This is a genomic window from Shewanella sp. SM71 (assembly GCF_025653905.1).
GTDB classification, from domain to species: domain Bacteria; phylum Pseudomonadota; class Gammaproteobacteria; order Enterobacterales; family Shewanellaceae; genus Shewanella; species Shewanella oncorhynchi.
Map to the genome: position 1 here is coordinate 110890 of NZ_JAKKRW010000003.1, position 12026 is coordinate 122915.

The 12026-nt window shown below is 44.3% G+C and carries 10 protein-coding genes; 6 read left to right on the top strand and 4 right to left on the bottom strand.

What is annotated here, in order from left to right; translation table 11 throughout:
* Positions 1-23 precede the first annotated feature (23 nt).
* Positions 24-1802 (top strand): flotillin family protein, encoded by a 1779-nt coding sequence (locus L5L97_RS04185; protein WP_105251822.1) that lies wholly within the window; start codon positions 24-26, stop codon positions 1800-1802.
* 157 nt (positions 1803-1959) lie between these two features.
* On the opposite strand, the gene L5L97_RS04190 is transcribed toward L5L97_RS04185, so the two are convergent.
* Positions 1960-4329, bottom strand: coding sequence for an OmcA/MtrC family decaheme c-type cytochrome (locus L5L97_RS04190; protein ID WP_263181235.1), 2370 nt, complete (start codon positions 4327-4329; stop codon positions 1960-1962).
* A gap of 355 nt (positions 4330-4684) precedes the next feature.
* Between L5L97_RS04190 and L5L97_RS04195 the strand changes: the two genes are divergently transcribed.
* Genes L5L97_RS04195 through L5L97_RS04205 form a run of 3 tightly spaced genes read left to right on the top strand, consistent with a single transcriptional unit; the run spans position 4685 to position 8009 of the window.
* Positions 4685-5329 (top strand): 4Fe-4S dicluster domain-containing protein, encoded by a 645-nt coding sequence (locus L5L97_RS04195; RefSeq protein ID WP_105251824.1) that lies wholly within the window; start codon positions 4685-4687, stop codon positions 5327-5329.
* A gap of 16 nt (positions 5330-5345) precedes the next feature.
* A complete protein-coding gene (locus tag L5L97_RS04200) occupies positions 5346-7469 on the top strand; it encodes an aldehyde ferredoxin oxidoreductase (protein ID WP_105251825.1) in 2124 nt (707 codons plus the stop codon).
* Between the two features lie 18 nt (positions 7470-7487).
* Entirely contained in the window at positions 7488-8009 is a 522-nt protein-coding gene (locus tag L5L97_RS04205; RefSeq protein WP_028761343.1) for a hypothetical protein, read from the top strand.
* An 80-nt stretch (positions 8010-8089) separates the two neighbouring features.
* Here L5L97_RS04205 and L5L97_RS04210 read toward each other — a convergent pair whose 3' ends face one another.
* The 3 genes from L5L97_RS04210 to L5L97_RS04220 form a co-directional block, all read right to left on the bottom strand.
* On the bottom strand, positions 8090-8842 hold the full coding sequence (locus L5L97_RS04210) for a substrate-binding periplasmic protein (protein ID WP_263181237.1): 753 nt from the start codon (positions 8840-8842) through the stop codon (positions 8090-8092).
* A 145-nt stretch (positions 8843-8987) separates the two neighbouring features.
* Positions 8988-9623: a DUF2913 family protein gene (locus L5L97_RS04215; protein ID WP_263178127.1), complete on the bottom strand. Its 636-nt coding sequence runs from the start codon at positions 9621-9623 to the stop codon at positions 8988-8990.
* A 99-nt stretch (positions 9624-9722) separates the two neighbouring features.
* On the bottom strand, positions 9723-10361 hold the full coding sequence (locus L5L97_RS04220) for a peroxiredoxin-like family protein (RefSeq protein ID WP_263181310.1): 639 nt from the start codon (positions 10359-10361) through the stop codon (positions 9723-9725).
* 322 nt (positions 10362-10683) lie between these two features.
* Here L5L97_RS04220 and L5L97_RS04225 point away from each other — a divergent pair, with 322 nt between their 5' ends.
* Positions 10684-11007 (top strand): ankyrin repeat domain-containing protein, encoded by a 324-nt coding sequence (locus L5L97_RS04225; protein ID WP_263181238.1) that lies wholly within the window; start codon positions 10684-10686, stop codon positions 11005-11007.
* A 54-nt stretch (positions 11008-11061) separates the two neighbouring features.
* Entirely contained in the window at positions 11062-11952 is an 891-nt protein-coding gene (locus L5L97_RS04230) for a hypothetical protein (RefSeq protein ID WP_263181239.1), read from the top strand.
* Positions 11953-12026: the final 74 nt, after the last annotated feature.

Consider the following 12026-nt stretch of genomic DNA (forward strand, 5'->3'; position numbering starts at 1 on the left):
TAAATCAATTGAAAGGAAATCAAATGGATGTGTTAACAAACGTAGGTTCATCCGGTAGTTTTATTTTGCTCGTTGCGGGTATGGTGCTACTCGGCCTCATTGTGATCGGGTTAATTTTCGCCAAGCTATATAAACGTGCAACCAAAGAAATGGCCTTTGTGCGTACCGGCTTTGGTGGTGAGAAAATCATTAAAGATGGCGGCGCTATTGTGTTGCCTGTATTACATGAAACCATCTCGGTAAACATGAACACTCTGCGTATCGAAGTGGAGAAAACCCAGAAAGATGCGCTAATCACTAAGGACAGAATGCGTGTCGATGTGAAGGCCGATTTCTACTTGCGTGTCGCCCCACATTCCGATGGTATTTCAATGGCAGCGCAAACCTTAGGCACGCGTACAAACCGCGTTGAAGAGCTTAAAAAGCTGATGGAGTCTAAGTTTGTTGACGTGCTGCGTGCCGTGGCCGCCGAAATGACCATGACAGAAATGCATGAGCAGCGTGCCGATTTTGTGCAACGGGTGCAAAATAACGTCGCCAACGATCTGGAGAAAAACGGTCTCGAACTCGAATCGGTTTCATTAACGGGTTTCGATCAAACTGATTTGCAGTTTTTTAATGAAAACAACGCATTTGACGCCGAAGGTCGTGCGCGTCTGGCGAAGATTATCGAAGAGAAACGCAAAGAAACCAACGATATTCAGCAGGAAAACCGCATTAAGATCGAGCAGCGTAACCTTGAAGCTGAAAAGGAATCCTTAGAGATTGAAAAGTCGGAAGAAGAAGCGCGCCTGATCCAGCAACAGTCGTTAGAATTTAAACGCGCCGATCAAAAAGCGGAGATTATTAAGCAGAAAGAAAACAAGGCCCGTGAAGAACGCGAAGCCGAGATTGCTAAAGAGCGCGCCATTGAAACCGCTGAAATCGAAAAGACCAAAGATATCGAAACCCGTGAGATTGAAAAGTATAAGTCGATTGAGCAATCGCGCATTCAACAGCAAAGGGATATTGAAGTTTCTGAGCAGGAAAAACGCATTGCGGTTGCGGCCAAATCTGAAGAAGAATCAGCTGCCCGTGCTCGTGCAGCTGAAGCCGAAAAACTGAAAGTTGAAAAAGAAGAAGCGGTAATCACAGCGCGCCAAGTGGCAGAAGCTAATCGTCGCAAAGAGATTGAAGTGATTGATGCTCGTAAGGAAGCTGAGCGTGATGCTGTCGGCGTAACAGTGCAGGCCGAAGCTGAGAAACGTGCCGCTGAAGACAGATCGAGTGCTATTCTGATTGAAGCGCGCGCCAGTGCCGATGCGAAAAAACTGCAGGCTGAAGCGGATGAAAAAGTGTATGCCGTTGAAGCCGCAGGTAAACAAGCACTTTATGAAGCTGAAAACGTCTTAAGTGATGAGCAGATCGCCCTGCAAAAATCCCTCGCCATTTTGAAGGCCTTGCCTGAAATTGTGGCACAAGCCGTTAAGCCGTTAGAAAACATCGAAGGTATTAAGATTCTTCAAGGTTATGGTGCAGGTCATCAATTTGCTGTGGGTGGCGAAGGTGCTCACCATCAAGGTGGCATCGCAGAGCAAGTGACCAGTGCAGCGTTAAACTATCGCGCCAATGCGCCTGTTATCGATGCCATGCTTAGGGAATTAGGGTTAGTGAATGGCGACTCTGGAACCTTGAATGATTTATTGAACGGCAATAACACCTTAACCGCCGAAGCCTTAAGTGGTGTGACCTTGTCGAACTCTAGACCTAAGGACTATAGCCAAACGCAGGTAGTAGAGAGCCAAAGTGTGCTCAAGTCTTAATCTCAACGACATTAAACTAAGTCAAATCAAGTAAAGCGCTCGCCGTTGCTCTTTTGAGCCTTGTGCGGACAAAAGATTGATAAATAGGACGAATGAAATAAAACCGCTCACCATTATGGTGAGCGGTTTTTTTTGGCATTAAATCAAATCTAACGGCTTATTTGTGTACCTTGTCGACCCCCGATGAGCGACCTTCAGCATGACAGGTTGCGCATGACTCCTGTCCTGATTGGTAAATTCGACCACCGCTGGCATCACTTTGGTAAACTCCGCCAAAGCTGCGTGCATGGACGACTAAACTATCGATAAGCGTGTGACATGCCGTGCAGGTTGCTAAGGTTGGTGAGTACTCGGCAATTTGCCCTATGTTGGCTGCATCGGGTGTCGCAACTAACAGGGATTGCTGTGCACTTAGCCCCTCGAGACTGAGCTGTCCTGTGCTATGACAAACACTGCAGTTATTTTTTGCATTAGGGTAAGTGAGTTCGGGACGTGGATTATCAAAACCCACTACAGTGCGGGTTCCCGCATGCAGTGAATGCACCATTTCCCTGTAGCTCAAAGTATTGTTGATGGTGCGATAGGGCTTGATTTGGCTGGCCCCAGGAGTATGCATCACATTGGCATTGAGATACATAATCGCATCATTACTATGGCAACTTTGGCATTGCCCATCGGTTAGTGCGGTGGCCGTTTGCGGTGCATGACAAGTGCCACAGGTGCTATTGGGTTCAAAAATTCCTTTCATTTGATGCGCCGACAAAACTCTATCTTCTAATCCTTGATCATGACATTGGCGACAGGCCTGTTCATCGACCTTAGCTTTTGCCGTAACAGCTTGACCTTCAAGGCTTAGCAAATTAATGGCACTGAGACTCACCTCTTGATTTGCGATATTACAGTTAACGGCAAAGCCGGTATTTTTATCGGCACAGAGCACCAGTTTACTGTAGAGTTTTGACTGACTCAGATCGCCAAAATCGGCAGCCGACAGGTTAGATATAGTGACGGTTAGCTGATTGGGCGCGGTAATTTTTAAGGCGACGTCGCTGGTGTTTGCTAATAAATCCCACACTTTACGCTGGCCGTTATTGATTGGCATGTTCGCGCTATTTGTTTCACCAGTGGCAATCAACCAGAAGGATTTTATCATAGGTTGACTGGCGGGCAGTTGCTCCATTTGCTGCACTTGCAATGTCACTGCAAGGGTCTTAGCTTCAACGCTTAGCTGCGAACTCAGTAACTTAACTTGGTAATCGCTCACCAGCTTAGTGGCTGTTTTAACGGCGGCATTGTGGAAAAGCCCGACACCTTCAGGATTAGTGCTATCAGGGTGGCAGCCGCTACAACCCAGTGCCCATGGGTTGGCAAAAATTTCCCTGTTGTGGAATAAACCCGCTACAGTGCCATTCCAATCTGCGGGAATTTGCGCTTTGTGACAGTCAAGACACGCGGTTTTACTGGGGATATTACTATTGCCACTTTGCGCCGTTGCGCCGGGAATATGGCATTGCTGACATTGGGTCATATCACCGGGAAAGGTCACATTGGCGTAGTCATATAGCTGCCCCTTGTAACCGATAATTTGATATTTGGCTTGGTGGATCTGGTGTGTCAATGTCGCCATATCAAGGCTATTACCCGTTTCAGGATCGCCAGAGTAAGTCGTGTGACAGACAACGCAGCCCTCAAAGGCAAAACGTTTATTGCCGTGCATCAAAAGGCGAGTATCGGTATTGGCTAAGTCTGGGTTATGGCATCGAAAACAGGCTTGTTCCGGCGCGATCACTTTACGGCCCATATCCGCCGCGACTGTCTGTCCTGTGGCGGGAACAAAATCGTACACGCTGTTGATCAACTGAGTGTCAATTGGGCTATTTGCGAACGGTTTTAACTCTAGGTAAATCCTGTGGGTGAGCTCAGGCGAGTACTGGGTATCTATCCCCGTAAATTGGGAGTAACCCGTGAGTGGTTTACTCAAAGTGTAACGGTATTGGCCCGCGCCTAAGGAGGTTAGACACGCCGTTTTACAGTTGCTTTCAATGCCTGCTTGCCACTGAGTCTGTGCATTCGCTTGGGCATTTGTGGCAGGTTCTACTTGATTATTGATGTAACTGGTCCATTGCAACGCAGCATCTGTCGCGCTTGCTGCAGAGTTAGTGACTTCAGCGCCAGTTGTTGCCATAGCATTAGCCGCGGTTTGGGTGATTTGATAGTGCTCCTGCGGCGGTGCTAATTTGGCAATACCGACAGCTAAGGTATCTAGCTCCTTCAGGTTTTCTAGCCCTGTGACCGCAATACCATTGGCATTGCTGAGGAAGAAATCGACCTGCACATGAGTTTGTGCATCGATAACCACATTTTCTATTGTCGCTTTGAGTGTATCCGCTTGTTCAATGCTGATACTCACAATCCCTGGTGGTCCTTCTTTCCCATCGTCACCATCGGAACAGGCTGTCATCAGACAGACTGCGACTGCCATTGGCGTAAAGATTTTCCATTGAGAACGGGTATTCGTTTTCATCATTTTCCATTCCTTTTTAATTAGATTCTGTCGGGACTCTAATCGGAATGTATGCGGTATAGATATTAGCTTAGTTATGAGTCGAGTTGCACTTAATTAACCAAGTTTAAAAGTTATTTGTTAATTATATTAAGGTAATTTGAAGTGAGGCATTATTTAAATTTGCTAGATGTTTAATTGTTAATTCTTGAAAGCGTTACTCTGATGCATGTCGTGTAACTTGATCTAATAATGCCCCAATATGGGTAATTGTGACGCAGGTTAAAAATCAAAGACATAATTACTTTAGCATAAATTGTCGGGAATCAAAGTGTATGCATATTTTAATTATATTGCTTTGACTAATAAAGGATCAAATATGATTACCAGAAGAGGAATGCTTAAAGGCGGTATGGGCGTTGCTGTCGGTACAGTTTATAGCGGAACATTAATAAGTTTTCTGACCGGTTGTGGCAGTGACAGTAATAGCCAAGAGATAGTAGAAGTCATGCCTGGTGGACTCATGGTGGTGAACCCTACGGTTTGTGTTAGCTGCAGACGCTGTGAAATTGCCTGTGGTTGGAACCATGAAGGGGATAGCAGTCCGACACTTGCCCGCGTCAAAGTAGAAAGAAATATGAACTATGGCCCACATGGTGTGCAATTTGACTATGAAATACAACGAGGAGAATGCGGCGATAAAACCGTTGTTCCTTCCACTTGTCGCCACTGCGAAGTTTGCACTGAAGTTTGTCCACAGCAAGCTATTTCAACGAACGAACAAACTGGCGCCAAAGTGATTGATGAAGAACGTTGTGTCGGATGTGGTTATTGTGCAGATAAGTGTCCTCAGCAAGTCATTAAAGTTGTTCGCAGTAAAATGAAAGCCGTCAAATGTGATTTATGTAACGGTAAACCTGCCTGCGCGCAAGTTTGTCCTACAGGTGCAATTAAATTTTATAACTGGGAAGAGGCTGAAGCTGCATTAGAACAATACGAAAAATATACCGGCTTAGTTTCTTAAATTCAGGAGAAATAATATGAGTGATAAAATAGGTGGTTGGGCGGGTAAAGTCCTCAGAGTTAATTTAACAACTAATCATATATGGTATGAGCCAATCAATAAATATTATGACTATATCGGTGGTATGGGGATTGGTTATAAAATATTGTGGGATGATCATAAGGATAATATTACTGCAATCGACCCAGATAATATTATTGTCTTTTCTGCGGGGCCATTAACGGGTTCAGGCGTTATTTGTACTGGACGAACAACCATTACTTCCCGTAGTCCCGTCATTGAAAAACATCTGATTGCCGATGGTCACTTTGGTGGGCATTTTTCACCCGCAATGAAATTTGCGGGTTTCGATGCTATTGCGATAGAAGGCAAAGCAAGCAGCCCTGTGTGGCTTAAAATTGTGGATGATAAGGTCACGATTGAACCTGCTGACGCCCTATGGGGTAAAGGTATATTTGATACCCACGCTATGATCGCGCAAATGATGGGACCCAATGCACAAGTCGCTGCGATTGGCCAAGCGGGTGAAAACCAAGTGCCTCTTTCTGTCATTATGACTCAGGGCGGGCACTCAGCAGGTGGTCATGGCTCGGTAATGGGGTCAAAAAATTGTAAAGGGATCGGCATTATCGGCACTGGCGCCGTTAAAATCGCCGCCAATAATGAAAAGATGCGTGCCTTAGATGACCATATTTTAGGTATTATCGGTGCCAACAATAATGGTGTCGTTCCTTCAACGCCGCAATCTTGGGCTGAGTACTCAGCACCCATCAGCCGCTGGAAATCTCGGCCCGGTTTGAAGTGGGGCGCTGCCGATCAAGAAATTGATTTAGGCGAAGTGCCATGGAATGAACGCAATCGTATTGGGTTTCGAACTTCAATGGCAGAAAGCTACATAGGTGTGGAATACGCCAATAAGTGGATGAAGCGTACGGGAGGCTGTCATTCATGCCCAATACGTTGCTTCTGCGAGCTAAAAGTCCCTGAATTGAAAAGCAAATACGGTCGTAAAACCGAACATATATCTAACGTCTGTATGGGATTCCTCGTACCACAGTATTTAATGGGCACCAAAAATGGTACAGAAGCACATGCGATGGCGGGCGCTTTAGGGGCTCATATTCTCGATGACTATGGTATTTGGTGTAACTATGGCTCCATTTCTCATCTATTTAAATTCCTAAAAACAAAGGATATGTTTAAGCATTTATTACCTGAAGATGAATTTAACAGTATTCCTTGGGCGCTCTGGGATAACCAAGATCCCGCTTTCTTACTTGATTTTTATCGCCGAGTGGCGTTTAAAGAAGGTGAAATCTCCCATATGGCCGACGGTTTATATGATTTGATCAAGCGCTGGGGTTTAGATGGAACCAATCCCAAGTTAGGTAATTGGGATATTCATAAAGAAAGTGCCACTAAGGTATTCAACAAGAAAACCAATGCTGCCGTGCACCATGCTAGTGAAACCGCGGGTCAGGTGGGTACGTTAATCAACGTCGTCTTTAACCGTGATGCTCAGTGCCATTCCCACATCAACATAGTTAACAGTGGTTTGCCACACGATATGACAGTGGCGATTGCCGAGAAAAAATGGGGTGAAGGCGCATTCGATAAGGTGAATTGGTATACCCCAATCAATGCGGCTAAGATCCGTTTTGCAAAATGGTCGCTGGTGAAAAACGTATTACATGACTCTCTGACACTGTGTAATTGGATGTTCCCACTGCTGGCATCACCGGATAAAAATCGCAACTATGAAGGCGATAGCACCATTGAATCGCAGATGTTCAGTTTAGTGACTGGGATTGAAACCACAGAAACGGAATTGGACTTTAAGGCGGAAAGAGTGCTGCATTTACACCGTGCCTTAACCGTATTGCAAATGAATGAAAGCAATATGCGCGAAGAGCATGATGTGCTCAGTGACTGGGTTTATGATTTGAATCCAGATAAAAACTTCGGTCAAGAGGGCACCATCAAGATGGACCGCGCTGACATGCAAACGGCGCTGGACATGTTCTATGAAGCCTTTGGTTGGGATATTCAAACCGGTGCGCCAACTCGGGCCACGCTCGACAAGTTTAGCCTAGGTTTTGTTGCCGATAGATTGGCGGCGCGAGGCCTGTTACCCAGTTGAACACTATAGTTGGACACTATGATTGAACTTGTCGGTTATATCAGGGTATTTAGCCAACACGGACGCTTAGTCACGGCGGAGCAAATCGCCGCCGTGGCAGGGCTCGAGTGGGATAGTGAGCAAACGGTTAACAGTTATATTCGCCTGATCCTCAATGAGGCTTACAAGGATGTGCAGATGCGTTTGTCGGATAAGCGGTATTTCTTCTATTCCGACAGAAGCATAGTTGAACGTTACGCTGAGCAATGGTTAGCATTGGAGCGGGGTGAAGCGTTTGAGGCGATTATTGCCCAGATCCGTCGCAATAGTTGCCGCCATACTGAGGTCTATCTGGAGAGTGTACTGACGTTTGCCCCCTATCTTTATGATGAGCCTACATTAGCCAATGTGCGTGAGCAATTACCACAACAGCTAGGGGCCGAGGATATCCATTATGCAGTGGACAATCAGGGGAAAGGTTATTACTACTCTACTCTGGGGTTGAGTCACAGCTATGCGGCCGTCCTCGCTAATTATGATCCTTGTGAATGGTCAAACTGAGATTCTGCTACCTTATTGATATTGATTAAGCGCCTTCGGGCGCTTTTTTATCGCAAATATCTCATATAGCTAGCGTGAAATTAGCTTGCCAGCGTTTGAGTGTACTTTTTGATGATTTCGTCAATTTTACCATTGGCCTTCAGTGTCGCTATGGCTTGATTGATGGCAGGAAGCAAATCGGCATGTTCTTTTCGTAACCTAAACACTAAGTCACCATCAGAATGCACTGCCGCCAGTGCGACAGGGATCCGCAACTGAGTCGACCAATACAAGGCTGGGTAATTACCAGCAATAACGGCATTGACTCTGTGTTTATCTAAGGCTTTGATCAGCTCCTGCTCTGAGGTAAAGTCTGCGCGGATAAAATCTTTATCGTCGTGATATAAATAACCGCGCACTGTACCTATTTCTTGGCCTTTTATCTGGCTGATATCTTTATATTTACTGACATTCTCTGGTAATGTGACCACATATTCAGTGATTTGCATTATGGGGGCCGATTTGACAAACAGCGGCCCTAAATCCTGCTTTTCAAACCAACTCGGGCTGACGATATCAAAGTCGAGTTGACCGGTTTCTAGTGCATTATTGGTGCGCTTTGGCGGCAGGGCGAGGATTTCACCTTGGATTGCAGCCATAGATAAAATCATCGGAATAAGCTCAGTGATCATCCCCGGCGCCTCAGCTTGATCACCGATAAAATACGGATACCAAGAATAGGAGCCAGTGATATTGTATTTGAGCTGTTCCGCAAAGGCGTGCTGTTGAGTCAAGCAAAGGGTGAACAAGGCAAATCGAACTAAGTGTTTATACTGCAAACATCGCTTAACCATATTGCTTTTATCCTTGTTATCTCTGCTTTAGCCAAGACCTATCCGATGGTCATTCTATCTAAACTGTGTGAATGAATTGTTTATTGGATCACAATCAGTCACATCCACCATATTTAAGCTATTTTCAACTTTTCGCTATTACACCTTAAGCCAATAGCTGACACAAAGCTGGTTGCTGATTATTAGGGAAAATTTGATAGGTTTTATGGTGCTTAATCAAGCTAGTTTTCTTGTTGCCTTGGCTGAGCAATAACCCATGGGACAGGGCGATACGCGTTAGTGTCTGTTCATCGGCGCGGACATATAAGTTGATTGGCTTGATCAGCTGATTGTCTTTAATATGTTGATTAAATTCTTTGGCATCAATCACTAAGCTAGATTGACCATCACCATCGAGTTTCAGCTTGGCACTGATTTCAGTGTCAGTAAAGACTAACCATTCGGCTTGCTTTAAGGTTGCTATCATGGCATTTAATGCCGTGCCTAAAGCGGGCTCTGATGTCTCAACTGATTGATATTGATACACTATCCTTTCTAGCAAACGCTTGAGTTCGGCGCCCGCACCTTGGCTGCGAGCCAAACGTATCCAAGCCGTCAGATCGTCGGCTACCAGTTTAGAAAAGCGTTTTTCCTTTAAGGACTCGACCATCCAATTACACAAAAAATGACTTTCCTGCGCAGAAGTGCGCTGGGCTTTCTTGGTCTGTGCTGAAGCGGTTAAATCGGCAAGACCCGCAAGGGCGAGTTCGAGCACAGCTTGGTTATAGGTTTGAGAATTCATTATGACTCCGCCGCGGGCTGAAGTGATGTTATCTATTTGAACTTGGACGATATTGATTGCGGCGGAGCTAGTTTAGCAAAGCGGTCGTTAAACCGATATTTATTCTTGCGATCCCACCAAACTCGCGGCGGTTAAAATCAGCTTTGGCGCGGGCCTTACTTTGTAGTTTGGGTTGATATATTGAAAATGAATCAATCCCTTGTCGTCGCTGATATAAATGGCGGGTACAGGTAAGACTAAACGTTTGGCACCTTCAGGGGTGATCCATAAAGGATTCTCGAGCTTAAGGCGTGCGGTATAGGTTTCAGTCACTTTTTCGCTAGTGTAAAAAGCTAAACCAAAGGCTTGGGATGCCAGCATTTTTTCATCGGAAAGCAGCAGATATTTAAGTTCATTTTTTGCCGCCGAAGCCTTAAGTTGAGCTGGCGTATCGGGTGAAATCCCCACTAACTGAAAGCCCATTTTTAATAACTCAGGCTCAATCGCTTTTAGTTGCCCCATTTGATTGTTACAAAATGGGCACCAGCCACCACGGTAAAAGAAGAAAATGGTTGGTTTTTTCTGGGTTAATTCTGCTAAATCGACCGTTTTGTCATTGATATCTTGCAAGTTTACCTTAGGGATTTGCTGACCATTAAGTAGCGGACTGATGGAAAACTCATCCTTAGCAATGGGTTGCGCCATAGCCGTTAGACTTGTTAGTAGTAAGATGGTTGTGCAGTAAAACCTGTTTAACATCGAAGCGGTTTGCATATAAAGTCCTTAATTTGGTTTTGTTTTCTTCGTTTTTTAAGTCGTTGTTGTTAATATTTCCCTCGTTTTAGACAAAGAGATATTGCGTAAATCTGTATTTTTTATGTCTTACTCGCTTAAGAGTGGTTCGAGTTAGCACTAAACGGGTATGAGCATTAAAAGAGCGGCAATTGCCGAACATTCTTACAAGCCAATGCAGATGATTGCACCAATGTGATACCGATGGGGTTGGTTGGTGAGATATTTATAACGGTAACCATTTGGATTTTATCGCGATTACAGCGTAGTGTTGGAGTGGTTAAAACGAGTGAACGACAAGCTGATGGGGCAAGCCTTAATTGATGCAGTGGTAAAACACGATATCATTACCGTAAAACAGTTGATCAAACTGGGTGTTGATGTCGAATATATCGACTCACAAAATATGACGGCTTTATTGCATTGCTGCCAACTGCAATTACTCGATATTCTCATGTTACTGGTTGAAGCTGGGGCCGATGTCCATCATGCCAATAACTTAGGTCACCTTCCTGTTGAGCTGGCCCATTGGCATGGCGAGTTTCATATAGGGAGTTATACCGCCACGAGTCAAAAAATGGTGAAGTATTTGGAGCGCTATGGTGGCGTTTAACGTGGTCATCGATAAATTGTATTGTACTTCAATATTCAATCACGGGAGCTGTAAATGGATAAGGGATTATTTAAAATATTAAAGAAAATCTATTTTAAAAAGTCTTATATCAAAGACGAAAATGGATATATGCAAAGAATAGATAATGGGGACCAGTTTGATTGTGAGTCTGGGACTACACACTATTCTAATGACGGTTTATCTAATGCAGAAATACTAACACTTGAACAAAGTGGTTATCCTGTCAATCAGATAATCAAATATAGTCATGATGAATGTATTAATGCTTATAAAATGTTGCTTGAGCATCCTCACTTATCGATTGAGAATTTGATTTCGGCATATATATGTGGCTTTTCAAGTTTTCCAAGAGGAAGACAACCCATATTAAGTTATTTGTTCGCTCAAGCGGTTCCCGAACATAAAATGGTCAGCGAAGGAGATGTTTGTCCCGTTTGCTCTATAAGAAGAAATGTTTGGATAGAAAAAGGACATAAAATATTCAGTTGCTATGCCGGGAGTGTATGGAATGAAAGGTGGTGTGGTAATCTTGTTGAATTAGAAGAATTTACTGCCATTGCACCTTGTACTCCTACACCAGAGGATATCAGTATATTGATATCGTTAATCAATATGATCCGTCAAGCTCCTCAAGATGAAACACCCGGAAAATTAGAACAGCGCATCAAGAAAGCTAAAATTATTCCTAACTATGAGAAATATAGTTTTCGCGGACAATTAATGGTATTGGCTGAATTGGGGATTATGCCAAATCCTTATGTAAAACCTTTATATGATGGATTCACCCATTTTACCGATATCTGTAGTGTGAAGTACCCAGGAAGTACTCGATCGGATATTATACTTCCTCTCGCGGGGTGGCGAGGCGAAAATAGTATAAATGAAACAAGGCTTCAAGCGTTATTGGGTAACATAATACGGTGAGATAAAGGTTACCAAGGTTATTATTGAGTGAGTATAAAAAAGCGTCCGGTTATGGACGCTTTAAAATCGCTTTT

What these genes read in the sequence shown, in the direction of transcription:
- L5L97_RS04185 (WP_105251822.1), top strand. Translation starts at nt 24, where the DNA reads ATGGATGTGTTAACAAACGTAGGTTCATCCGGTAGTTTTATTTTGCTC.
- L5L97_RS04190 (WP_263181235.1), bottom strand. Translation starts at nt 4,329, where the DNA reads ATGATGAAAACGAATACCCGTTCTCAATGGAAAATCTTTACGCCAATG.
- L5L97_RS04195 (WP_105251824.1), top strand. Translation starts at nt 4,685, where the DNA reads ATGATTACCAGAAGAGGAATGCTTAAAGGCGGTATGGGCGTTGCTGTC.
- L5L97_RS04200 (WP_105251825.1), top strand. Translation starts at nt 5,346, where the DNA reads ATGAGTGATAAAATAGGTGGTTGGGCGGGTAAAGTCCTCAGAGTTAAT.
- L5L97_RS04205 (WP_028761343.1), top strand. Translation starts at nt 7,488, where the DNA reads ATGATTGAACTTGTCGGTTATATCAGGGTATTTAGCCAACACGGACGC.
- L5L97_RS04210 (WP_263181237.1), bottom strand. Translation starts at nt 8,842, where the DNA reads ATGGTTAAGCGATGTTTGCAGTATAAACACTTAGTTCGATTTGCCTTG.
- L5L97_RS04215 (WP_263178127.1), bottom strand. Translation starts at nt 9,623, where the DNA reads ATGAATTCTCAAACCTATAACCAAGCTGTGCTCGAACTCGCCCTTGCG.
- L5L97_RS04220 (WP_263181310.1), bottom strand. Translation starts at nt 10,361, where the DNA reads ATGTTAAACAGGTTTTACTGCACAACCATCTTACTACTAACAAGTCTA.
- L5L97_RS04230 (WP_263181239.1), top strand. Translation starts at nt 11,062, where the DNA reads ATGGATAAGGGATTATTTAAAATATTAAAGAAAATCTATTTTAAAAAG.